Source organism: Runella sp. MFBS21 (assembly GCF_029433105.1).
In the GTDB taxonomy this organism is placed as follows: domain Bacteria; phylum Bacteroidota; class Bacteroidia; order Cytophagales; family Spirosomataceae; genus Runella.
In genome coordinates, this window is sequence record NZ_JARNTW010000003.1 from 540,179 (window position 1) to 565,208 (window position 25,030).

General features: G+C 41.7%; 20 protein-coding genes and 1 pseudogene. 15 read left to right on the forward strand and 6 right to left on the reverse strand.

The genetic code is table 11. The annotated features are described in order from the left end of the window. Positions 1-16: 16 nt before the first annotated feature. From P1X15_RS09670 to P1X15_RS09685, 4 genes are all read left to right on the forward strand, one after another. Positions 17-1,744 carry an alpha-amylase family protein gene (locus P1X15_RS09670; RefSeq protein ID WP_409049680.1) on the forward strand — a complete coding sequence of 576 codons (1,728 nt, stop codon included), beginning with the start codon at positions 17-19 and terminating at the stop codon, positions 1,742-1,744. Between the two features lie 257 nt (positions 1,745-2,001). Next, on the forward strand, positions 2,002-2,784 hold the full coding sequence (locus P1X15_RS09675) for a hypothetical protein (protein WP_277337940.1): 783 nt from the start codon (positions 2,002-2,004) through the stop codon (positions 2,782-2,784). 366 nt (positions 2,785-3,150) lie between these two features. After that, positions 3,151-4,023 carry an AraC family transcriptional regulator gene (locus P1X15_RS09680; protein WP_277337941.1) on the forward strand — a complete coding sequence of 291 codons (873 nt, stop codon included), beginning with the start codon at positions 3,151-3,153 and terminating at the stop codon, positions 4,021-4,023. A gap of 34 nt (positions 4,024-4,057) precedes the next feature. Further along, the gene (locus P1X15_RS09685) at positions 4,058-5,965 is read left to right on the forward strand and encodes a S9 family peptidase (protein ID WP_277337942.1); all 1,908 of its coding nucleotides are present in this window, start codon (positions 4,058-4,060) and stop codon (positions 5,963-5,965) included. Between the two features lie 97 nt (positions 5,966-6,062). On the opposite strand, the gene P1X15_RS09690 is transcribed toward P1X15_RS09685, so the two are convergent. Together P1X15_RS09690 and P1X15_RS09695 are read right to left on the reverse strand one after the other, a co-directional pair. Further along, on the reverse strand, positions 6,063-6,296 hold the full coding sequence (locus P1X15_RS09690) for a DUF3820 family protein (RefSeq protein ID WP_028666935.1): 234 nt from the start codon (positions 6,294-6,296) through the stop codon (positions 6,063-6,065). Between the two features lie 12 nt (positions 6,297-6,308). Beyond that, complete coding sequence (locus tag P1X15_RS09695) at positions 6,309-8,489, reverse strand: penicillin acylase family protein (RefSeq protein WP_277337943.1); 2,181 nt, start codon at positions 8,487-8,489, stop codon at positions 6,309-6,311. A gap of 127 nt (positions 8,490-8,616) precedes the next feature. Here P1X15_RS09695 and P1X15_RS09700 point away from each other — a divergent pair, with 127 nt between their 5' ends. Together P1X15_RS09700 and uvrC are read left to right on the forward strand one after the other, a co-directional pair. After that, the gene (locus P1X15_RS09700) at positions 8,617-11,121 is read left to right on the forward strand and encodes a cation-translocating P-type ATPase (RefSeq protein WP_277337944.1); all 2,505 of its coding nucleotides are present in this window, start codon (positions 8,617-8,619) and stop codon (positions 11,119-11,121) included. Between the two features lie 113 nt (positions 11,122-11,234). Then, complete coding sequence (gene uvrC, locus P1X15_RS09705; RefSeq protein ID WP_277337945.1) at positions 11,235-13,040, forward strand: excinuclease ABC subunit UvrC; 1,806 nt, start codon at positions 11,235-11,237, stop codon at positions 13,038-13,040. 77 nt (positions 13,041-13,117) lie between these two features. On the opposite strand, the gene ytxJ is transcribed toward uvrC, so the two are convergent. After that, on the reverse strand, positions 13,118-13,465 hold the full coding sequence (gene ytxJ / locus P1X15_RS09710; protein WP_277337946.1) for a bacillithiol system redox-active protein YtxJ: 348 nt from the start codon (positions 13,463-13,465) through the stop codon (positions 13,118-13,120). Positions 13,466-13,585: 120 nt separating this feature from the next. Between ytxJ and P1X15_RS09715 the strand changes: the two genes are divergently transcribed. The 6 genes from P1X15_RS09715 to P1X15_RS09740 all read left to right on the forward strand — a co-directional run bounded on the left by P1X15_RS09715 (position 13,586) and on the right by P1X15_RS09740 (position 18,198). Then, positions 13,586-14,872 carry a 3-deoxy-D-manno-octulosonic acid transferase gene (locus P1X15_RS09715; protein WP_277337947.1) on the forward strand — a complete coding sequence of 429 codons (1,287 nt, stop codon included), beginning with the start codon at positions 13,586-13,588 and terminating at the stop codon, positions 14,870-14,872. Between the two features lie 142 nt (positions 14,873-15,014). After that, on the forward strand, positions 15,015-15,365 hold the full coding sequence (locus P1X15_RS09720) for a DUF6787 family protein (RefSeq protein ID WP_277337948.1): 351 nt from the start codon (positions 15,015-15,017) through the stop codon (positions 15,363-15,365). Positions 15,366-15,486: 121 nt separating this feature from the next. Then, complete coding sequence (locus P1X15_RS09725; protein ID WP_277337949.1) at positions 15,487-15,840, forward strand: hypothetical protein; 354 nt, start codon at positions 15,487-15,489, stop codon at positions 15,838-15,840. Positions 15,841-15,909: 69 nt separating this feature from the next. Continuing rightward, on the forward strand, positions 15,910-16,350 hold the full coding sequence (locus P1X15_RS09730; protein ID WP_277337950.1) for a hypothetical protein: 441 nt from the start codon (positions 15,910-15,912) through the stop codon (positions 16,348-16,350). Positions 16,351-16,501: 151 nt separating this feature from the next. Then, a complete protein-coding gene (locus tag P1X15_RS09735; protein WP_277337951.1) occupies positions 16,502-17,050 on the forward strand; it encodes a DinB family protein in 549 nt (182 codons plus the stop codon). Between the two features lie 77 nt (positions 17,051-17,127). Further along, entirely contained in the window at positions 17,128-18,198 is a 1,071-nt protein-coding gene (locus P1X15_RS09740; protein ID WP_277337952.1) for a glycosyltransferase family protein, read from the forward strand. Positions 18,199-18,242: 44 nt separating this feature from the next. Here P1X15_RS09740 and P1X15_RS09745 read toward each other — a convergent pair whose 3' ends face one another. Next, positions 18,243-18,641, reverse strand: coding sequence for a hypothetical protein (locus P1X15_RS09745; protein WP_277337954.1), 399 nt, complete (start codon positions 18,639-18,641; stop codon positions 18,243-18,245). 272 nt (positions 18,642-18,913) lie between these two features. On the opposite strand from P1X15_RS09745, the gene P1X15_RS09750 reads away from it, so the two are divergent. The 3 genes and pseudogenes from P1X15_RS09750 to P1X15_RS09760 all read left to right on the forward strand — a co-directional run bounded on the left by P1X15_RS09750 (position 18,914) and on the right by P1X15_RS09760 (position 19,961). Beyond that, positions 18,914-19,189 (forward strand): TIGR03643 family protein, encoded by a 276-nt coding sequence (locus P1X15_RS09750; protein ID WP_277337955.1) that lies wholly within the window; start codon positions 18,914-18,916, stop codon positions 19,187-19,189. A 16-nt stretch (positions 19,190-19,205) separates the two neighbouring features. Then, positions 19,206-19,802, forward strand: coding sequence for a DUF429 domain-containing protein (locus tag P1X15_RS09755; protein WP_277337956.1), 597 nt, complete (start codon positions 19,206-19,208; stop codon positions 19,800-19,802). 1 nt (position 19,803) lies between these two features. Next, positions 19,804-19,961: pseudogene (locus P1X15_RS09760) on the forward strand (DUF2256 domain-containing protein). 42 nt (positions 19,962-20,003) lie between these two features. Here P1X15_RS09760 and P1X15_RS09765 read toward each other — a convergent pair. Beyond that, positions 20,004-23,489 carry a PVC-type heme-binding CxxCH protein gene (locus P1X15_RS09765; protein WP_277337957.1) on the reverse strand — a complete coding sequence of 1,162 codons (3,486 nt, stop codon included), beginning with the start codon at positions 23,487-23,489 and terminating at the stop codon, positions 20,004-20,006. 34 nt (positions 23,490-23,523) lie between these two features. After that, positions 23,524-24,648 (reverse strand): GDSL-type esterase/lipase family protein, encoded by a 1,125-nt coding sequence (locus P1X15_RS09770; protein WP_277337958.1) that lies wholly within the window; start codon positions 24,646-24,648, stop codon positions 23,524-23,526. Between the last annotated feature and the right edge of the window lie 382 nt (positions 24,649-25,030).

Below are 25,030 nucleotides of genomic sequence, written 5' to 3' on the forward strand. Positions count from 1 at the left end.
CAAACTAAAACCTTATATGAATTCACCGCAATCTGACAAAATTGTTGTATATCAAATCTACACTCGCCTTTTTGGCAATCTCAATAGCACCAACAAATTTTACGGCTCTCGCGACGAAAATGGGGTCGGCAAATTCAATGACATTACCTCCACGGCTCTTCAAGAACTCAAAAAATTTGGCATCACTCACGCATGGTATACAGGCGTAATCGAACATGCCACCATGACCGATTATTCGGCATATGGTATTCCTAAAGACAATCCATATGTAGTGAAAGGAATCGCGGGTTCACCTTACGCAATCAAAGATTATTACGACGTAGACCCTGACTTAGCAGTAGATGTGCGTCATCGGATGGCCGAGTTTGAAGCACTCATCAAACGCTCGCACGAAGCTGATTTAAAAGTCATCATTGATTTTGTCCCCAATCACGTGGCTCGTCAATACAAGTCGGATATGAAACCTGATAGCGTAAAAGACTTTGGTCAGGAAGACCATGAAAATGAAGCCTTTCATCCCCAAAACAATTTTTATTACCTTCCTCATCGGAAATTTATTGTTCCTGACAACGTTCCGATTCCTCCTCGTATTTCCACTTTCCCGTATGAAGAGTTTCCGGCAAAAGCTACGGGAAATGATGTTTTTTCGGCCAAACCTAGTATCAATGATTGGTTTGAAACAATCAAGCTCAACTACGGTGTCGATTATCTCAATGGACGCGCTCGACACTTTGAGCCTACTCCTAGCACTTGGCTCAAGATGCGTGACATTCTACTGTATTGGGCCGCCAAAGGTGTAGACGGATTCCGTTGTGATATGGCCGAAATGGTACCGTTTGAGTTTTGGGGTTGGGTGATTCCCGAAGTCAAAAAAGTGTATCCAAATACCGTGTTCATTGCCGAAATCTACAACCCAGCCGAATATCGCAGTTACCTCTTCAATGGTAAATTTGACTATTTATACGATAAAGTGGGGCTATATGACTCCCTACGCCGCCTCATGGAAGGCCACGGCCACACGGGCGATATTACACGCGTCTGGCAACAAGAATCAGGAGATTTTGCAAATCGAATGCTACGCTTTTTGGAAAATCATGACGAGCAACGCATTGCCTCTAACTATTTTGCCAAAAATCCTTTTTATGCCATCCCTGCGATGGTAGTTTCGGCTACGCTTCATGGAGGCCCTTTGATGTTGTATTTTGGCCAAGAAGTGGGGGTAAATCCTACGTTAGCCGAAGGGTTTTCGGGCGAAGATGGTCGTACTACCATGTTTGATTATTGGGGTGTACCCGAATTTCAAGCCTGGGTAAACGAAGGTAAATTTGACGGTGGTAAGCTCAACGATGATCAGAAAAAACTACGGCAGTTTTATGCCGACTTACTACATCTTGTCCATTCAAGCGAAGCGATTCAAAAAGGACATTTTTATGACTTGCAATACGCCAACAGCGGTGGCCAAAGTAGCGGATACAACGACGCCAAGATGTATACCTATCTTCGTCATACTGACCAACAAAAACTCCTGATTGTCTGCAATTTTGATTTATATAACGGCACTCAAACCTCTATCAATATCCCTGCTCACGCCTGGGAAACTATGGGATTGTCGGCGCAAGGAAAATATACTTTAAACGAGATATTCCTTTATCCCCAAACCATAAATATCAATGCTAATGAAGGCATTCCTCTTTCAATAAATGCCAATAGCGTGCGCATTTTTGAAATTATACCAGTCAAATAAATAACCTCCTTTGAATTGCTGCGGCTGTGCTAGCCGCAGCAGAACCCTTGTAAAAACGTCAATTTTCTTCCTAAATTCTTGTTCTTTAACTTTTATTTTTTCAAAAATTCGCATTTTTTTTTGACGAAACTTTATTTTTCTTCTATTTGCGAATAAGGTCTACTCTCCTTATGAAAGGGAATCATTATCTACTTTACAAGGATTTGTTAGACAACAATTACATTTTTTAACCTCTACAAAAAATTTCATTATCACTCATGAAAAATGTTTTATTAAAAATTATTCTTTTTTGTAAAAGACCCGGAATCATCAACCGTTTAATTTTCTTTGGAGGAGCTTTAATTGCTCTTTTTTCCTTTTTTATCCCCGACGTCAAGTTTGGACTTACGATGAAAAATCCACCTAAGCTATCTATAGAACAGATAAAAAAAACACCAATCGATGACCTGCCTCGGTATATTATCGTGACGGATTCGAAGGTCTTGCAATCAGAAAGAAAATTTGGGCTTGAAGCCCTAGGCGATTCATTAGTAAGTACATTGAGCGAAGATCAAAAACAAAGTCTAGGTGAATCTTTGAATATTTCGAGTTATGGCTATGTAACAGAACAAAAAATTAAAAAGAGAGATACCACCCTCTCTGCGATATATTACCCAGTATATTCTATTGCAGAAGCCAAAACCACCCAAACTGCTAATGCGCTTGAGTGCTATGTCGTCATCAAAGATACACATGTCACACCGGCGGAATTAGAAAATGATAAATATTTCACTAACGCTACTTTTTCGATTCAAGGCCGATTTGACGGAACCACTATAGATAGTGAGACACTTAATTTATTGGAAGAAAGTGGGTATCATGCTAATAAAAATGCCATTATCCTCACCAAAGGAAATACCCCGATGTCGTTGGTCAATGCAATTGTTCTTTCAATATTAGCAGCTTTAATCGCAATCATTGTTTTTCTAAGCTTCTTATCTAGTAGCTTTTTGTATAAAATTTTTGGTGTCGAGCAAGATGTCATCAAAGTAAACGAATAATATTGCTTGGGCGAGGACTTGGGCCTTAGATATCTTATGGCAAGGGCTTCAGACTTTTATGACAATTTGTGTTAATTATTGATTTATTTCACTGGGGCAATTGAGCTCCATTTAGAAACAAATCCTTTGCATTTAATAATCTATGTTTCACCTCTATCTTGCTTGAAGCGAGATAGAGGTTTTTTTGTGCAAAACTGTTTCCTTTCATTTTCCAGTTTTTCATAATACAATTTTATCTCTTCGATTTCAAAATATTCATTTTTCTTCCTTTTAATAACGAAGAAAGCCTAAATTTACGCAGTTATAGTACTTTGAATACTATTTTAATTAAAAATAGCTATTGACTTATTTTAGTTTCGCTTTCTAATGAGCAACATTTATCATGAGATAACACCCCTGACCGACAACGATTGCTTCATGGTATTTACCCGGATAAAAGACAGATTTGACTTTCCGCTTCATTATCACGAAGAATACGAACTCAATTTTATCGAAGGAGGGCAAGGCGCTAGAAGAATCGTGGGTGACAACATCGAGACTATTTCTCATTTGGAACTAGTGCTGGTAGGTTCCAACATTCCGCACGGGTGGTTTATGCACGAATGCGTCAGTAGCGAAATTCACGAAACGACGATTCAGTTTCACCGCGATCTTTTTGACGATAAATTCTTAAAACGCAATCAGCTAAGTTTCATCCGAACCATGCTCGAACGCTCCGCCCGTGGTATTTCGTTTCCTGTGGAAACTATTCAAAGCATCAAACCTCGACTTCTTGCCCTCCAACAAAAAAGCGGATTCGATTCGGTAATGGATTTGATGTCTCTGCTACATGAATTATCACTTTCGCGTCACGTCCAAATCCTCACAAGTTCTTCTTTTGTCAACGAAAACACCGCCTACAACAGCCGTCGTATCGAAAAAGCTTTTGAGTTTATGAAAGCCAATTATGAAAAAGACATTTCGCTCGAAGACATGTCCAAGATAGTTAACATGACAGAAGTAGGCTTTAGTAGATTTATGCGAAAACGAACCGGAAAAACATTTATTGATAGCCTCAATGGTATTCGCTTGGGTCATGCTTCTCGACTGCTTATTGATACCACTCTTACTATTTCGGAGGTTTCGTTTAGGTGTGGGTTCAACAACCTCTCTTATTTTAATCGTATCTTTAAGAAAAAGCATAAGTGTACTCCTAAAGAATTTCGCGAGAATTATTCGGGCACGCGTACTTTTGTTTAAAAATAGCTTTATCAATCTTCTAAAAACAGTCGATATGTATTCCAAAAAACTTTCTTTTTTGTTGTTTTTGGCCGTCAGTATAGTGGCAGAAGCTCAAACCTCCCTTACGCCCGAACAGCTCTGGAAGCTAGGAAGGGTAAATGGGCGAGGTATTTCAAGGGATAGTAAATATGTGGTTTATAGCGTTAGTACACCCAATATCGAGACCGACAAAAGCAGCAGTAAAACTTATATCATTCCAATCAATGGTGGTAGACCAACTGAAATCAAAAACGCTGATAGTCTGCTTACTAACACCAAAATATCGCCTGATGGCAAATACAAAATCAGTAGCGAAGAAGTAAAGATTAAGAAAATAAGCGGTAGTGATTTTTATCCTGACCTACCCAAAAGCAATGTCCTCATTTATGACCAACTCAATTATCGGCACTGGGACGAGTGGGAAGACGGGAAATTTGGACACGTAATGCTTACTCCCATCAACGGAGGCCCTGCCAAAGATCTCATGCAAGGAGAGCCGTATGACTGTCCTCAAAAACCATTTGGGGGTGAGGAGGATTTTGTATGGAGTACTGATGGTAAAAAAATAGTGTATGTGGCTAAGAAAAAATTTGGTACACCTTATGCCATTAGCACCAATACCGACTTGTATGCTTATGATATTGCGACCGGAACCACCACCAATCTCACTGAAGAAAACAAAGGCTACGATATCAACCCTACTTTCAATCAGCATGGGCAAATGGCGTGGCTACAAATGAAACGAGACGGATATGAATCTGACAAACAAGACCTTATCGTAAGCAATGGCACTACCAAAATGAACCTCACAGCGCAACGGGACGATATTCATGTCGAAAGCTATACTTGGAGTGAAGATGGGCGTAGCCTCTTTTTTATCGCGCCTACCAATGGTACATTGCAATTATTCAAAGTGACTTATCCGGGTCTCACTAAAATGATGCCGATGATTTCGCAGATTACCAAAGGTGACTTCGACGTTAGTGCTATCGTAGGCCAAAGTGGTAATACCCTCATCGTGAGCCGTAGTGATATGAACCACGCTGCCGAACTCTATAACGTCAATCTTACGGATGGGCAATTGACCCAACTTACCCATGTCAACGACGACACCTACTCCAAACTAAGTATGTGCAAAACCGAACGTCGTTTTGTCAAAACCGTTGATGGCAAAAACATGCTAGTATGGGTAATTTATCCACCCAATTTTGACCCTAAACAAAAATATCCCGCTTTGCTTTATTGTCAGGGTGGTCCCCAAAGCCCTCTTACGCAATTTTACTCTTTCCGTTGGAATTTTCAACTAATGGCTTCGCAAGGGTATATTGTGGTGGCTCCCAATCGACGTGGAATGCCAGGCCACGGTACGCGTTGGAATGAACAAATCAGCAAAGACCACGGGGGTATCGTGATGCAAGATTATCTGAGTGCTATCGACAATGTAAGTAAAGAAGTTTTTGTTGATAAAAATCGCTTAGGATGCGTGGGCGCAAGCTATGGAGGCTATTCGGCATTTATGCTGGCAGGAATGCATCAAAAACGTTTCAAGACTTTTATCGCCCACGATGGCATCTTTGATTTTCGCTCTATGTATGGAAGCACCGAAGAAGTATGGTTTCCGGATTGGGATTATGGAGGGGCTTATTGGGATACAAAAAACCTAGCTGCCCAAAAATCTTACCGCGAATTTTCTCCTAGCAATTTTGTGGCGAAATGGGATACTCCTATTTTGATTTTTCAAGGAGGCAAAGACTATCGCGTACCACTCGAACAAAGCCTACAAGCTTTCCAAGCCGCCCAACTCAGAGGTATTAAGAGCCGACTTGTGGTATTGCCTGACGAAAATCACTGGGTACTGCACGCTCAAAATGCGCAGGTTTGGCAACGTGAATTTTTCAAGTGGCTTAAAGAAACATTGTAATTCTCGTTCTAATAATAAAAAAGAAGACCTTCCAAGTTTTGAAAACTTGGAAGGTCTCTAAAAAATTTTATCTCACTCTAGAATGCTACAGGAATTACTACATTTTCGGATATTTTTCTTTCAAAGGTCTTAACAAATACTCCAAACCATTGAGTTTGATTTCGTACATAGTAGCAAGCAAAACGCCCAATTTTCCCTGTGGAAAGCCATTTTTATAAAACCATACTAAATACGGCTCAGGCAAATCGCACAACAACACGCCTTTGTACTTGCCAAATGGCATCGGTATCTTCACCAATTCTTCCAGTAATTGAGGATTGAAATCACTCATTTTTATCAAAGTTTATTGTCCTGGGTGATAAGTACGTTCTGCATTTTTCAGAACATCTTCTTTGTAAAACAAGACTTCTTTAAATTTCCCTTTGGCATACATTTCACCTTGGTCGTTGAAGTGTTTTGAAGCAGGGTCGCTACTTTCTCCACCTGCCAACAATGACTTAGCTTTGATACGTGGACCAAACTCTATCGCACAAATAAAACTATTTCCACTCACTCCGTAGCGTTTTTGCGTACCAGCATACGGACGACTATTGTAAGAAGGAAGCATGCCCCACATAGCGGAAGCAAAACCTACCGGAATACTCGGCTGATTGTCGTCGTATTTGCTCTGAATATCTCCCGTCAATCTTTGAAAACGATTGATTTCGCCCCAAGGCATATTCCATTTTCCAAAGCGCGTTTTGAGTTCACTAAGGGTGGTAACAAAAGGCGTAATCAACTGAGAAGGCGTAGCCGATGCCGCAAAACGTTTGGTATTTTGTACTTGATCGGCTTCGCCTTCATTGATATACAACCGCATGATAGTGGGAGTCAATTTTTGCGCCCATTCGATAGCCAGAGTTGCCGCTATGGATTGCTCAGAAGTATGATAATCCCACGTTCTTAATATATCCATCGGCGCAGCCAACTGCGCATACAGCGAATCTGTCGGTTTTACACTTTGGTCAAAAGCTTTTACAAGGGATGGTACCAACACCTCAAAAGCCGACAAATAAGTATCATAGCCCGCTTCAATGACTTTGTCGAGAGTATAACCCGACCCCGCACTCAATACGCGCACCGCATTTACGCCTCGGAAGTTTTCACCGTCAGGAGCCATATAGGCTGGATAATCAGATTTTTTGGGGCTATTTTCGCCGGCGGCAGTATAAGGCGTCGAATTGCAATTTTGTAACCATCCGTTGGCAGGATTATAAAGATGCACCGTCTCATCAACCGAATGCAGCCCTTTCCATTCGGTAGCAGCCACACTTCCGTCCATCACTTTCGACCAGTTCATGCTTTTGTCGCGTACAGGTACGTAGTTTCCGTGCCAATAGGCGATATTTCCTTTATTATCAGCAAAAACCGTACTGTTGGAAGTATTGGCTTTCAAGTCCATTACTTTTTTGTAGTCCTCAAATCCTTTTGCTTTGGTGCGTTGCCAGCTTTGTATCAAGCTCGTCATAGAGCGATTAAACGAACGTAAGCTTACCCATTTGCCATCTCTTTTGGCCATAATCGGCCCATGGTGCGTATAGTATGTTGTAAAAGTTTTAGACTTCAAGGCCGTTCCGTCTAAGTATTTGATTGTGATTTGCTTTTCCGTAACAGGCTTTAGCTTCTGCTCGTATTCATAAAAAAACGTATTGCCTTTTTTAACCACTTTTTCGGCATACATATCTGCTACATCTACATTACAAGAGGTGTGCATCCAACCACAATACTTGTTAAAACCCTGATAAACAAAAAATTGCCCCCATGTCACCGCTCCATAAGCATGCAATCCTTCTTCACTGACTACTTGTACCTCAGGACGAAAATAAAACGTAACATGTGGATTGATGTACAAGATGGCATTGCCTGAGGCTGTTTTGGAAGGTGCAAACGCAAATCCATTAGAACCTGTTTGATACTCTGGGTCTTTGGGTTCGGGAATCGCTGCCGTAGCCTCACCCGAATAAAAATTTTTGAGTTCGGCCACTGTCAAGTCAGCTGTACTGATAGCTCCAATACTTCCGTCGGTCCAAAGTAATGGATACCAAGGTTGAAATTTTGTCAAAAGACGAGGTTTCACTTTTGGATTTTTGTACAAAAAGTAGTTGATACCATCGGCGTAAGCATTCAATAGTTTTTTGAGCCAAGGAGCCGCTTTTTGGTAGTCTGCTATCGCTTCAGTAGTATCGATAAGAAGCTTGATTTGTAAATCATTGTACAGGTCCTTTTCTCCATTTAGCTCCGAGAGTCGGCCTAATTTTTCGATATAGTTAAGTTCTACCCGTTTAAAATCATCTTCACATTGAGCATACAAAAGACCAAAAACCGCGTCGGCATCACTTTTGCCATAAATATGCGGAATCCCCCAATTATCACGCACAATAGTGACCCGATTGGCTTGTTGTTGGTAGCGAGTGAGTTCAGCGGTAGTAAAAAGCTGCCCCCATACAAAAGTCGGTAGGAGACATAGCAAGAAGAATTGTTTCATAGGTAGAAAAAAGGATGAGGATGTTTGTAGATGAATAATTCTTAATGATTGCCACAATTATTTGTAGCTTTAGCAAACTTATTAATTACGTTGCCAAGCTCAAAACTAAATTTCAACTCATTTTAGTATGGCTACCAATCCTTACCCTTTTGAAGGACTTTCTGACGACCAAGTAGTCGCCGCTCGCCAACAAAATGGTGATAATTCTCTCCAGAAAAGCACCAACACTGCTTGGCTGGCATCGCTTAAAGATGCAGTCACAGAGCCTATGTTTTTACTGTTGGTAGCTTGCACTGTCATTTATTTTTCGTTGGGCGAAACCTCCGAAGGTTTTTTTATGCTAGGTGCCATTGTGCTGGTATCCACAATTTCGTTTTACCAAGATTCTCGTAGCAAAAAAGCATTGGAAGCGCTTAAAAGCTTTTCGCAAGCCGCCGCCAATGTGATTCGCAACAATCAACTCACTAAAATCGCCATCGATGACGTAGTCGTGGGCGATTATGTGGTGGTCTCGGAAGGTGAGCTTGTGCCTGCCGATGGTAAAGTAAAGCAAATCAACGACTTCTCTGTCAATGAATCTCTTCTCACAGGCGAAGCTTTTGCGATTCATAAAGAACTTGATGCTACTGATAATAGCGAAGTATACCGAGGCTCATTGGTGCAGTCAGGTCAATGTATATTTGAAGTAACCGCCGTTGGAATCCATACCAAGCTAGGTCAAATTGGCAAATCTCTTCAAGAAATTGAAACCGAAAAAACACCCCTCCAATTACAAATCGAAAACTTCGTCAAAAAAATGGCAGCGGTGGGAATAGTGGTTTTCCTGCTGATTTGGGGGATTAATTATTTCCAATCGCGCGATATTTTGGCAAGTTTACTCAAAGGACTTACCATTGCAATGTCGGTATTGCCCGAAGAAATTCCCGTGGCATTTGCCACTTTTATGGCTTTGGGAGCGTGGCGATTGATGCAGCAAGGGGTGATTGTCAAACAAACCCAAACGGTGGAGGCGTTGGGTTCGGCCACTGTCATTTGTACTGACAAAACGGGCACTATCACCGAAAACAAAATGGAGCTTCATCGGATTTATGTTTTTGAAACTGACCAAACTCTTGCTCCTAATCAATGGCACCAAGCGGCGGCCCAACGGCTTATTGCTACCGCGATGTGGGCCAGTGAACCCGTACCTTTTGACCCCATGGAGAAGGCACTACACGAAACTTATCAACGATTGGCCTCCGTCGACGAACGCCCTCTTTACAAGTTCGTCCATGAATATCCCCTGTCGGGCAAGCCTCCTATGATGACGCATATCTTTGAAAATGAGGCTCATCAACGTATCGTTGCTTGCAAAGGAGCCCCCGAAGGAATTATCCACCTTGCGCAGCTCTCTGAGAAGGAGCAGTCACATTGTCGTCAGCAAATAGCCTCACTAGCCGCTGATGGTCTCCGAGTACTAGGCGTAGGTATTGCCTCTTATGAGGGTGACGTTTTTCCAGAAGAACAACAAGATTTTTCGTTCAAATTTTTAGGATTAGTTGGTTTTTATGACCCTCCCAAACCCAACATTGGGCATGTTTTTAAACAATTTTATGATGCCGGAATTCAGGTCAAAATCATCACAGGCGACAATTCTCTCACTACGGCGGCTATTGCCAAGCAAGCGCATTTTCGTAGTTCCTCACCTCCGCTTACAGGGGCTGAACTCCTGCAACTAGACGCCGATGCCCAAGCCCGTAAGATTGCCGAAACCAGCATTTTTACTCGTATGTTTCCCGAAGCCAAACTAAAGATTATCAACACTTTAAAAGCCCAACACCAAATAGTAGGTATGACAGGCGACGGAGTCAATGATGGACCTGCGCTCAAGGCTGCCCACATCGGCATTGCTATGGGTAAGCGCGGCTCAGAAATTGCCAAGCAAGCTTCCTCGCTGATTTTAATGGACGATGACTTCGGAAAAATGGTGGACGCCGTAGCCATGGGTCGAAAAATTTATAACAACCTCAAAAAAGCCATTCAGTATATTATCTCTATTCATATTCCTATTATTTTGACGGTGGCTATTCCGTTGATTTTGGGGTGGGCCTATCCTGCTATTTTCACGCCCGTTCACGTTATTTTTTTAGAACTCATCATGGGGCCTACATGCTCGATTGTCTATGAAAATGAACCTCTCGAAAAAAACAGTATGCTCCAACCACCCCGCCCGATTACCGATACATTCCTAAGCCTTAAAGAGCTATCAATCAGCATCATACAAGGACTCTCCATTACCTTTGGTACTTTGATGGCTTATCAATATGCCCTTCATCAAGGCTATGATGAATCCCTTACCCGTACAATGGTGTTTACGACTTTGGTAATAGCCAATGTATTTTTGACCTTGGTCAATCGCTCCTTTCGTGAATCACTCCTGACAAGTTTTCAGTACAAAAACAACCTCCTGCTAGGCATCATTTTGTTGACCGTGTTGATGTTGTTTGCTTTGATTTATATACCATTGTTTGCCGATTTTTTCCAGTTATCGCCTTTGTCAAGCAAAGACTTGGGGATCGCTTCGATGATTGGTTTTTTGACCACTGTTTGGTTTGAAATCTACAAATGGCGAAAAAGGCAAAAAAGCCTATAACGCTAATCCAACACACAATCTCCTAAAATCCGCTTTTTTATTGGGGACAAACTTTGGGTATTTTGTGTTTAAGAAGTATTCATTTAAGATAAAAATCAGGAGTAATCACCAATATGTCTGTTTTTGACGCCAAAGTCGAGCTAGCCAAAATCCCCTCTGAACCAGGAGTTTATCGTTATTTTAGCGAAGAAGAAGAAATTATTTATGTAGGGAAAGCCAAAAATCTTCGCAATCGGGTAAGTAGTTATTTTATCAAAAATCACCCCGATCGCAAAACCCGCCGCTTGGTGAGTCAGATTAGGCGCATCGAATACACGATTGTCCATACAGAATTTGACGCTTTATTGCTCGAAAATCAGCTCATCAAAAAATACCAGCCGCGCTTCAATATTCTCTTGCGCGACGATAAATCTTATCCTTTTATTAAGGTCTTCCATGAGTCTTTTCCGCGCGTTGAAAGTACTCGGCGAGTGGAGAAAAAGACGGGTACTTTTTATGGCCCTTTTGCCAACGTAAAGGGGATGTATCATCTGCTTGATATGTTTCGCGAATTATACACTTTGCGAACCTGTTCCCTCAATCTTACCCCCCAAAACATCGAAGATGGTAAGTTTAAGGTATGCATGGAATATCACCTCAAACGCTGCAAAGGGCCCTGCGAAGGCAAACAATCACGCGAAGAATACGAAGAAGAAATCGCCCAAATTCATCAAATATTGAAAGGTCAACTCACTATTCCACAGCAGTATTTCAAAAAAAATATGATAGAAGCTGCCGAAAAATTGGAGTTTGAGAAGGCGCACCAATGGAAACAAAAGCTCGAAACCTTACAAAATTTCCAAGCCAAATCGACGGTAGTGAATCCCAAAATCGGCAATGTGGATGTCATAGCGATTGCCTCCGACGAAGAAGCGGCTTATGTCAATTATCTCAAAATCGTCAATGGCTATATCAACGGTGCCCAAACCCTCGAAATCAAGAAAAAACTCGACGAAACCGACGAGGAAATCTTGGCACTCGTGCTTTTTGAAATGCGAACCACCTTTGAAAGCGACGCCAAAGAAATCATTTCCAATGTCGACATCAACGTGGATTTTAAAGCCGAAATCACCATTCCTAAAATTGGTGACAAACGGAGTTTACTAGATATGGCACTCAAAAACGTTCATTTTTTCCGTAAAGAAAAAACCGAACGCAAGCTCATCGAAGCAAGTGCCACTACCAATCGCCGCGACCGTGTTTTGATTAAACTCAAAGCTGATTTACAGCTTAAAAACCTCCCAAGACACATCGAATGTTTCGATAACTCCAACATACAAGGTACCAATCCCGTAGCGGCGATGGTTTGTTTTAAAGAAGGTCGTCCTTCTAAGAAAGATTATCGACATTTTACCATCAAAACCGTAGTGGGTCCCAACGATTTTGCGAGTATGCACGAAGTGGTGACGAGGCGCTATACACGCTTACTCGAAGAGCAAGCCGACCTCCCCGATTTGATTGTCATAGACGGTGGCAAAGGTCAATTGAGTGCCGCTTGTGATGCTCTCAAAGGCATTGGACTATATGGTAAAATACCCATCGTGGGAATTGCCAAACGCCTCGAAGAAATCTATTTTCCCGAAGATACTCTGCCGCTTTATATCGACAAAAAGTCAGAATCGCTGCGCCTTATTCAACAAATCCGCGACGAAGCGCACCGATTTGCCATCACTTACCACCGCGACAAGCGCAGTAGAGCGGCGATTGTGAGTGAATTAGAAAACATAGAGGGAATCGGTAAAAAAACAGCCGCCAATCTCCTCAAAGAGTTTAGGAGCGTAAAAGCCATTCGCGAGGCAGAAGAAGAAAAAATCGCGGAGTTTGTAGGAAAAGACAAAGCCCACAAAGTCAAAGAATATTTTGCCAATATGGAGCAGTGATTGATCTTGAAACAAACTTGGCAAGTTTTTTATTTATGAATCTTCAAACTTGCCAAGTTTGTTATGCAAAACTTCTGTCACCCTAAAACCGATACCTGAGCTTTGATGTCTTCAAACGAAATATCAAAATGAGAAGCATCGAAGATACTTTCGCCCTTGTGAATGATAAGCGCCTGAGGAGATTCGTGCCATACTCCAAACTCCTCCGCAACTTGATTAGAGATGGAACGATTGGCAATCAAATCCAAAAAATAAGGTTTGAGCGTACCCACTTCTCCTTGTTTCCAATTACGCTCCAAACGCCCAAGTGTCGCCGAACTAATAGAGCAACGAGTGCTGTGTTTATAAATCAAAATCGGATGTTCAAAAGACTCTTGCTTGATTTCTTCTAATGCCGTAGCATTGGTAATCTGATGCCAATTCATTTTGTCAATTCTTTTATAATGATTCCTACTGGAGGAATAAGTGTTATTTTTTAGGAATAAAAGCTCATTTTTAGCGTAATCCCCTTTAGCTTTGCCAACAAAACACAACCTATTCCAAAATTGTTCGCTTTTTTATACACCCTTTTCATTCGATTTTCTTACGGGTTAGCACAGGTAGCTGCGCTTTTTCATCCCAAAACCCAAAAATGGGTAAAAGGGCAGCAAAATATCTGGAAATCGCTAGCCAAGCGCGATGCTTTTCTTCCAAAAACCACTTCTCATTCTTCGCTTTGCATTTGGTTTCACTCAGCTTCATTAGGCGAATTTGAACAAGGAAGGCCCGTTATCGAAGCTTGTCGAAAATTATATCCAAACGCCAAACTCGTCCTGACCTTTTTCTCTCCTTCGGGATACGAACACCGCCAAAATTACGACCAAGTAGACGTGGTAAGCTATTTGCCACTTGATACCCCTGCCAACGTCTCCCGTTTTTTAGATATTATCCAGCCTGATATTGCTTTGTTTATTAAATACGAATTTTGGTATCATTACTTGTCCGAACTCAAAAAAAGACAAATTCCAGCCCTACTTTTCTCAGCTATCTTTCGTCCCAATCAGCTATTTTTTAAATCTTATGGCGGTTTTTATCGAAAACTACTTTTTTGTTTAGATACTATTTTAGTGCAAAATCAAGCCTCAGCCCAATTGCTTCGGCAGATTCACTATCCAAACGTCATAATTGCCGGTGACACCCGCCTCGACCGCGTCGTACAAATTGCCTCACAAGCCCGTAACTACCCTCTCATCAAGGAATTTAAAGGCCATAATCCCTTAATGATAGTAGGCTCCGCTTGGCCAGACGACCTTGAAGTGATTATTCCGTTTATTAATCAATTTAGGAAGCCCCTCAAAGTCATCATCGCACCCCATGAAATCAATGCTGAACAAATAAAAAAGTGGCAACAACAACTTCAAGTACCTTCGGCTACTTATCTTGAGCACTTGCCCCAAGGACATATTTCTTCTGAAGTTTCTGTTTTGTTTCTTGATACGGTGGGGATGCTTTCTTCGATGTATCGTTATGCTGATTTTGTGTTTGTAGGAGGGGCATTTAAGGATGGACTTCACAATACCATGGAGCCGGCGGTGTTTGGAATGCCTATTTTTTTTGGTCAACCTTACTTTAAAAAGTTCCAAGAAGCCTTAGATTTGCTGCAGTTGGGCGGAGCTATTACGGTAAAAGATACTCAAGAATTCAATAAAACTTTCACAGAACTGTATGATGACTTAACTTTGCGGCGCCAAAAAGGCGAAATTTGCCGCACTTATGTACACCAAAACAGTGGAGCTACCGAAAAAGTAATGCAGCAGATAAGTCAAATTTTAAATAAAAAGATTTTCCACTAGTCCCAAAAACCAAATCCAGTATTTAGTCGTAATTTATATAAAAGCCTTTTGATTGCGACAAATATCATTTTTTGTGAGTAAAACTTTAGGCTTTTTGGATTATCAATAAAAACAGGATAAGCCAATCGCTCATCCCATACATATGCAAACATCCGATCAAACTCATTGGCTTGCCCGCCTCCAGAACAAATGGGGCTTGAAAAACACTTGGCAAGTAATCGCAGTCTTACTGACCTTCACTTTTGCAGGTTCTTCCGTAGTATGGTTCCGTAAAGGGTTATTTTATCTTCTAGGATATGATGAAACTACCCCTTTTTGGCTCAAAACCGTCACTTATCTTATCTTCATTTTCCCAACCTACCAAACGCTCCTACTTCTTTATGGTTTTTTGTTTGGTCAGTTTAGTTTCTTTTGGGAAAAAGAAAAAAAGATGATTGCATGGATTAAGAATAAAATCAATGGCAAAAAAGCCGTTATAGAAGAAAAAGCCTAGTTAGCCAAATCCAGCAGGGCATGGTGGTTTTCAGATATATTCAGTAGCAGTTTGAGTATATGTGTGTTGAGTTATTCATTCGTCAATGTTATCCAAACGGTACATAGCACTTTTTCTTTTAATGCTTATCAGTTTCAAATCGCTGGTGGTACCGTTTATTTATTTGGATTTTGAATTGCGCAAAGAATACATCATCCAAAACCTCTGCGAAAATCGCTTCAATCCCCAACTACACTGCGATGGCAAATGCTACCTGGCCAAGCAACTCAAAAAAGTAGCGCAAGAACACGCCCGCGACGCGGCTCAAAAACAAAGCGAAAGCACAAAAAAAATCTTTCTAGAAATATTTGAAGTTCTTTCACCTGAACTTCAAATCCAGAAAGTATTTCATGAAAAGTCATTGGACTTTTTTCCTTTCTACTCTCTTATTCAAAAAGGTTTTACTTTAAAGCCTCTCCTACCTCCTATTGCCTAGTTTGTATCTCTGGCGCTGACAACACCTTTTTGTAAACAAACTTTTTCTAACAAGGCAATCCACATTCCAATGAAACTCAATTCATTGCTTATAGTATTGGCTATAAGTATCGCTTCTTGCCAAACCCAAGAACAAAAACAAATCGACACCCTCGAAAAAGAGGTAATGATGATTCACGATGCTGTCATGCCCAAAATGGGCGAATTGATAGCTTTGCAAAGCGCCCTCAGTAAGCACATTGCTCATACTGACAGTCTTCTTAAAATTACCCCTAGCGATACCTCTCTTCAAAATACCCTGCGACAATCTACTATGCTTGCTACCGACCTCAAAAAGGCAGATGATGGTATGATGAATTGGATGCATCAATACAAAGGTGACTCGCTCAAAAAACTTCCTTCCAAGGAGGCAATCCAAGCACTTACCCAAGAAAAAATCAAAATCGAACAAGTAAGCGACAACATGCTGAAAAGCATCGAAGACACGCAACAATTATTAAAGATAAAATGAAGAATCCCAAAAAGCGATGATTGTTTCACAACTGGTTTCTGATTTATAAGAGGCTTTTTGTACATTTGAGTGCATTAGATATTCAAAAATCAGTACAAGGCTCCCTATGGAGCCTTATTTCATCCATCACAACACTAAAAGCAATTTATTCATGAAAATCAGCCGTAAATCAGCCATTCACACCCTCACAGGAAGCTTACTCTCCATTCCTTTTGTGGGAATGTCGCGAAGTCGTAAAGACCTTCAAAATTTTAGTCAAGAATTTTCAAGTGCGTGGAAACGCTCATTAGATTATACCATTACTGTTTTTAATCAAATGCCGGAAGAGCATTTAGATTATAAATACACGCCCGAGTCCTTCTCATTTCGTACCCAATTTGTGCATTGCATTGTGTTTTCTTCTCTTCAGTTTGCGGGTCGGTTAGAAATCAAAAACCCTTATGAAAACAAAAAAGATTGGAACAAAATCACCAAAACCCAATTGGCTGACGAAATAAAGGGATTTTATACATGGGTCGAAAAAGTAGCTAGTGAAGTTTCTCCCGAACGCCTTGCCAAAGAAGAGGCATTTGCCGGTGGAAAGCTCCAAGTATGGCAATTTTTTTATGCCATGGAAAACCACATCATTCACCATCGAGGCCAAGCGATCTGCTATCTCCGTCTCAAGGGCATTACACCCGAAGGCTACGTAGGTTGGTAACCTAAACATAATTTCAAATTCATGAATTGCAGAGGCGCGTTATTTACTTTTATAAAGCATATTTTGATAAATATTAAATGACAAAAGTACTTTTCTTGGTGCAAGGTGAGGGACGTGGGCATTTGACCCAAGCCATTTCGATGAGTCAGCTACTACGCGAAGCTGGGCATAAGGTAGTAGCAGTATTGGTGGGAGGTCCGCAAGACCGCCCCGTTCCTGCTTTTTTTCAAGACCAAATCAACGCCCCAGTAGAAGCCTTCAGCAGCCCCAATCTCGTTTTTAATGGCGCTGGCAAGGTAGATTTTATAAAAACAGTAGTACATCATTTACCGCACGTTGGGCGTTTTTTGGGAAGTTTGAAACAAATACACACGGCCATTCAACGCCATCAGCCTGACCTTATTCTCAACTTCTACGAGATTTTAAGCGGATTTTATAATTTCTTTTATCGTCCTTCTGTTCCTACGTTTTGCATCGGGCATCAGTATCTTTTTTTTCATCCTGATTTTAAGTTTCCCCCGCAAAAAAAATTAGACCGTTTTTTAGTCAATCTTAATACGAGGTTTACGGCCATCGGGGCAAAAAAACGTTTGGCACTTTCTTTTGATGCGCTGCCAGACCAGCCCTCAAAGAAGCTTTGGGTGGTTTCTCCTTTACTCCGTCGGGATATTCGTACGTTGACGGTAGACCAAAAGGCCTTTATTTTGGTTTATCTCAATCATCCTTCTCTATTTTCGCAGATTCAAAAGTGGCATCAACAAAATCCCGATGTCGAAATACATTGTTTTTGGAGCAAACCCGATGCTCCCCCAGAAGAAAAAGTCAGCCCTAATTTGACCTTACATAAACTCGACGGGGTGAAGTTTTTAGAAATGATGTCACAATGTAAAGCCCTTGTGACCACAGCAGGATTTGAATCGGTATGTGAAGCCATGTATCTCGGCAAACCCGTGATGGTAGTTCCGATTCATTATGAGCAAGCTTGCAATGCGACTGATACTGAGCGCGTAGGCGGAGGAGTCGCTGCTTCGACTTTCGATCTTTCGGTTTTGATGAAATACTTACCTCATCATCAGCCTGTAGGAAGCAATTTTAGAAAATGGTGTGGAGAAGGCGAAAAGAAATGGCTAAAGCACTTTGAACTTTAATAAAAACCACCTACCAGCCTATCGCCAGTAGGTGGTTAGATTTTTTAGCGACGGCGGCGGCGATTACCCTCTCCACGAGGACCGCGTTTTTGGCGCTCAGTGGCCTGCCATTCTTGGTATTTTTTGTACTGTTCTTCACTCAAAACACTCTTCATGCTTGTCTGAAATTTTTCATTAACTCCTTTCATGCTACTGCGCATTGCCTCGCGGTCGCCAGCATTAGCCTCTCTGATTTTAAGGGCTTCTTGAGTACGTGCCAATTCCAAATCATAGACTTTTTTGGTGGTAGCATCATCAAGCGTCAATGCTTGTTTCAAATCTGCCAAAACGCGCTCCGCACGTTTTTCAGGATTCATCTGACCACGCTGAGCAAAGGTTGTGAATTGAGCACCAATAGCCAAAGCTACTACTAAAAGGGTGCGAATCATTTGTGTTTTTTTCATGGTTTTCTGTTTACCGCCTTAGCGGCTGTTTTTTGTTTCGTAAGCTTTGATGTAGAAGTGATACGAAGGTTTAATGCTGCTCTTATTTTTAATTAGAGCTAAGGCTTACGCAAAGTGTTGATTGTCAGTCAACCCCTTGTGAAGGTTTGAAATCTTCACAAGGTTAGTTTTTAACAAATTAGCTATTTGATTGCGTAAGCCCTTAATTTTTGGCGAAACAAATTCTTTACAAAATGGTTGAATCCTACAACACCTAATTGTAAACTCAACCCATGAATTTGCCCCCGCAAGACCTTGACCGCATCGTACAAATGGCGTGGGAAGACCGTACTCCCTTTGAGGCCATAGAAGCCCAATTTGGGTTGGCGGAGAAAGATGTCATCGCGCTGATGCGTCAAGCAATGAAACGTAGTAGTTTTGAAATGTGGCGTAAACGAATGAATGGACGTAACACCAAGCACCGTTCTCTGCGAGCCCTTGATATAGAGCGATTTCATTGCTCTCAACAGCGTAGCATCAGTGCCAACAAAATCTCTAAACGCGGATAAATTAAGCAGCTTCAATTTGGATATACGTACTTTTGCGGGGATTGATTACGGTGCCAAAACTTCTGGCAATACTGTGATTTGTTATCATAATGGGCAAAGCCTCCTTTTTTTTGATGCTCTCAAAAAAGATGCGGATTCATTTATTTTTGAGTGGATGCACCAAAACCCCTGGGTTTCAAATCTTTTTTTGGACGCGCCCCTTTCCTTACCCGCCGTGTATTTTCAGCGTGAGGGTTTTATCAATTATCACTATCGCCACTGCGACCTTGCCTTGAAAGCCATGTCACCCCTATTTTTGGGAGGACTCACAGCCCGCGCCATGGAATTAACCCAAAAATTGCGTTCAGTTCTCAATATCCAAACCTATGAAGTTTACCCAAAAGCATTGGCTCAATTATGGCTAGGAAATAGCTATCACAAAAAACTTTCAGTTGTCGAAATGACGCAATTAGGTAAAATTTTAATCCAAAAACATCCTTCTCTACATCTAGCCCAATCCCCTCATAATCAGCACCAATTCGATGCTTTGTTGGCTTGGTTGTCGGGTTATCGCTTTATGAGTAATCAGCACCTGACTTTTGGAAAAGCCGAAGAAGGTCTCATTATTGTTTAATATGAAAAATGTAAAAAAAGAGAATTTACCTCAAAAGGTATGTACCGTTTGTGGCAGGCCTTTTGTGTGGCGCAAAAAATGGGAAAAGTCTGGGAAGAAGTAAAATATTGTAGTGACCGCTGTCGCCAAAATCGGGCAAGTATAGGAAAATCGATTTGAGCGCTGTTTATTATAAACAACGCCCAAACCGATTTAATCATGTTAACGCATAATGAGTCTTGTTTGAGCGGGAGAAGTATCGGCCTCTTGCAACTGAATACTTAATGAATTGGCAGAGTTTGTAGCACGGTCAATCGCCAACGTAATCGTATGTACACCTTGCGGCAATTCGGTCACAATCCCGTATTGTCCTATTTTCAAAGGTTTAGTCCCTGCCCATGCGCTTACGCCATCGGTTGAGTTGAAAGAAAAATTCACATTTCCTTTGTTGAGTACTTCAATGTCAAATTTCACAAAACTGTATTTTTTTGTCGCATTGACTTCCACAATCGGCAGTTCGTTCAAGGGCAAATCTCCTGCTACTTTGCTGTAAGCTGGCAATAAAGACAGTTTGGCATTGTCTTTAGCCACATAATTTACGCCTTCTTCTTTGAGTTTGCGTGTTAATTCTTTGGCGGCAAAGACGGTTTCCCAATGACGAACAAAGCGGGTATTGGGCACACGAAACTTACCCGATTCTCCTAGTTTTGAAAGAAAACTAATAAGGTTGATAAAATCTTGTTTGTCCAAGTCGGCAGTAAGGCCTGCGGGCATGAGCGAGCCCGGAACTTTTTCCATTAGTTCCATTTGGCTTTTGGGAATTGATACTTTTTTACCCAACACATCACGAATCACTACCTCCGACGTCCCTTCGCTCACTAAGTAGCCCATCATTTCACTACCGTCTTTTTTCACGACTCGCTTCAAGTCATAACCCTCTTTGATAGATTCGTTAGGAGCTAAAATCGAACGGATGATAGTCTCTACGGGCGAGCTAGTACCCAAACTGCTCAAATCAGGCCCAATAGCACCACCAGCGCCACCAATAGCATGACAAGATTGGCAATTGGTGGAAGTTTTACGAAAGATTAATTCACCTTTTTCAGGGTCGCCCGATTCTTTGATCGTTTTGGCTAAAGATGCCAACTCCTGCTTGTTGAGTTCTTGCGGCATACGTTCTGGAGGCAATGTACCTCCCGAAGCCTCCAACCCTTGCTTGAGAAGTACGACTTCTGCGTCTTTTTGGCGGTTAGCATTCACCTGCCGTTGTACTATTCGGCGTCCTACTTTGGCAAACTCTTCAGGAATTTTTTGATTGGATAAAGTTTCACCCAATGCTTTCATGGCTTGTTTGTTAGCCACAAAAGCCTGAAATAAATCAGACACATCAGTACCAGCAGGTAAGTTTCTCAAAACCCCTACTCCTACTTGTGCGGCTTCATTGGCATCCGTAGAGACCAATTGCGCAGCGGCCAAGAGTCGCAACTCAGGTGTATTTTTTGCAGTGGTCATTTCAAGGAGCATCGCTTTGGCATTTGGATTCATATTGGCTAATGAAGCCAATGCCGTCTTCTTGATATTTTTTTCACCCGTTTGTACCAAAGTCGTCAGTTGCGGTTTCAAATCTTCCAATTTCCACAATCCAACCAGTCGAATGGCACTTAGGGCTACTGCTTCGTCGGAATGATTGATAAAGGTAGCAATGCGACTAAGGTTTTGAGTAGGTTTTATTTGCCGCTGTTTTGCCGCATCTTCAAGTCCTGCGAGTTGTGCGAGTATGGTTGAATTATTGGGGGTTTTAGTTGCTTTATCAAGCAATATTTCGATTTCTATCTCTCCTCCTCTTTTAGCTATTACTCCAATCACATCCTTTTCGTAGCTTTCTGGTACTTTGCCTTGGGCATATAGCTGTGCCAAGCGTGCGGTAGCTTCGGGGCTATTTACTGATTTGAGGGCATAAACTGTTTTTTTATCATCTCCCAAAAACGAAGGTTCTGTTTTTACGCGCTTGGCCCAAGCAGGTTCAAGTTCACGGACGGTCTGCCAAAGAGCAAAATCCAAAAATTCGTCCATTGGAGCATCCAATACCGTCAGCGCTGTACGAGCCGATTCGGCTGTGGGAAGTTTTCTTAAAGCAATTACCGCTTCTAAGCGTACTTGTGCGTGAGGGTCAGCCACGGCTTTGGTGAGCAAAGCTTCTGGCTTCGAAATTTTATTATACCAAAATCCAAGCGCACGAAGAGCCGCTGCCCGTGCTTGATGATTTTTGGCATTGAGCAGATTCAAAAGGAGTTTTTCGTTGACCACCTCTAGTGATTGATATACCCACAGTGCTTCCAACAACTGATGTTCATAATTAGCATCTTGCGGGTTAAGTCCAGCTACCCATTTTTCGAGAGAAGGCACTACTTTGGCAGCACCATGTCCCTTAAGTATTTGTTTGGCTTGTCCACGCGTCCAATCTTCGGGCGATTTGAGTGCGCTCAGTAGTTCGTCGATAGAAGCTTTCGATAGTTTAGGAGTTTTGACCAAGGGGCGATTTTTGGCTGTAATGCGCCAAATACGACCATGCTGTTGGTCACGGCGAGGGTCATAAAAATCCACTTCGCCATGTTGGATGATAGGGTTATACCAATCTGCCACATAAATAGCCCCATCAGGCCCTACCGAAATATCTACGGGACGAAAGGCTACGTGGTCGGTCCAGAGTAGGTCTTCGGCTTGTTTAGATACATATCCGCTACCCTGTTCTTCTAGTCTAAATCGATTGACACGATTGGCGCGGAAGTCGTTCGTAATCAAGCTTCCTGCCCATGCTTCTGGCAAATGCCGTCCCGATACAATATCCAAACCACAATGTTTGGGCTGACCTGGATTCAATCCCCGAATAATTCTTTCGGCTTTAGGGGCGGTTACGAAAGTGGCACCCGGAAAAGCGAAATTGATACCTTCTCCACCCGCTCCGTCGGTAAGGAATGATTGCCCCCAACGGTCAAAAATCAGCCCCCAAGGATTGATAAGTCCCCGTGCATAAATATCCAAATCAAGAGTCTGTGGATTGAGCTGCCATACGCCTCCCCCTTCTAGTCGTTTGATACCAGCAGGCGTTTCGATGTGGCTATAGATATAAATCGATTGGTTGAAATAAAGTTGGCTTTCGGGTCCCCACCGAAACGTATGAATTAAATGGTGCGTATCGCCTGTCCCAAAGCCCGTCAGTACTTGTTTACGTTTGTCGGCCTTACCGTCTCCATCGGTATCAGACAAAAAAAGAATTTCGGTAGAGTTAGCCACATATACCCCGCCATCACCCGGTAAAATTCCCGTAGGCGTCAACAACCCTTCCGCAAAAATGGTTGATTTATCAGCTTTTCCGTCGCCGTCGGTATCTTCAAGAACATAGATCTTGTCGTTGGATACATCACCCGTTTTCAAATGAGGATAGGTGGTACTACTCACTACCCACAAACGCCCGTCGGCGTCCCAATTCATCTGAATCGGCTTCACCAACATCGGTTCGGCAGCAAAAAGCGTCACTTCCAAACCTTCCGCCGTTTTGAAGGAATCAAGCTCTTTTTGCGGGTCAGGATTCTCTTTTCGATCATCAAGATTGGCCGAAGAAGTAATCAGAAACATGAGCGGAATGCTAATGACTTTGGCGCACAGTTTTAAAAATTTGGTAGATATTGTCAATGTATTTTTTCTCATTCCAGTAAAATCTTTTATCAAATCAATCAATTTTTCACTTCAAAAGTATCAATCCATAAGTATGCGGTTTAGGAGCGCACACCAACGAAATCTGACTTTCTATCCATCTGATAATGTGGTTTAAATCTTCTAAGCCTTGAACATGACGCCCTTGCTCGTACTTCCTAAATCCAATGATATAAGTACGATTCAAAGGGCGATATTGTTGGAAAAACAAACCGTTTTTTTGGATAATTAACTCTCGCAATTTCTGGGCTTGTTCGAGCGAAGGTGTATGCTTAATTACTATCCCCTTTTCCCATTCCTTAGCCGAAGCAGCCATTACCTGCATACTATCAACAGTCAACGCATAAATCCCTTTTTTTAGACCCGCTATTTTTACGGTCAATGCTTTATCATCTTTTTGCAACGTGGGAAGAGGCAAGGGCAAAATAGGCTCTTCTACGTCAAAACTCAAGCTGCCCTGTTTGGCATCCCAACTGCCTTTTTGCACAGGTGGTGTAGTTTCAACTCCATTTTTATTCAAATTGATTTCAAGCAAATGAGGGCGTGCTGCATACCCAAGCCCTTTTTCAAGAGCCACGGCCAAGTGATAATATCCTAATTCATTGAGATGCACGTTGTTGTCAGAGATGTGTTCTTTTTTACTAATTTCTTGGAGAGGCTTAAATACATCCACGTATTTGGCGTTTCGCTTGGCAGCAGTGGTAGCGATTGTAGAAGCATATAGTTCAAGACTTGTATTGCGTTGAGCTAGTTTTTCGGGAGAAGGCGCCCCAAACTGCGGAATGGGTGACAACAAAACAGCCTTAGCTCCCAATTCTTGAATTTTATCCAATAATTTGTTTAAGCCTTCCGTAAATCTTGGAAGTCCTGCTTCCCCTTCTTGTGATTCAATCCCACCATAAGCCACGACCACTACGGTGGGGTTGGCTTTGGTGAGTTGTTCCATCAACAATTCATAGGGCGTAGGCGGATTGGTATAGTAGCTGCGCGCATCACCCCATACGGTATCGCCAATCCAACCGATATTTCGGAAAGTGATGTTTTTGGCAGGCCACCTACTTGTAAGCGCAAATTCTAAATACCCAAAAGGCAAATCATTCTCAAAAAGGGAGTTTCCCACAAAAACCACTCGGTCGCCATCTTGAAGCTTCAAGGATTCATTAGTAGGGTTTTGAGAAAATAAAGGGAAACTAAAAAGAAAAAATAAAAGAGAGACAGAAGCACGAAAAGCTTTGTTTGTGCTTGAGTAGTGTTGTTTTGAAGTTATCACAACCAAAATAATTATCAAAAATTTAAGGGATTAGCAAATAAGCCGTTTGTAATACTTTCATTAAAAGAAAAAATACCATTAATTCTCACTATACATCCGAAATATTAAGGTTATTCTCCCAAAATGGCAGGCCGCTAAAACAATCTTCTTTATTTCATGTTTCTTCTACCAACTATTAAGTTTATCCCTCAATTTGCGTTATTATCAGAATCTTTTGAAGAGTTGTCTACTTTTTGCATCATTTTTGCGTTAACTTTATACGTAA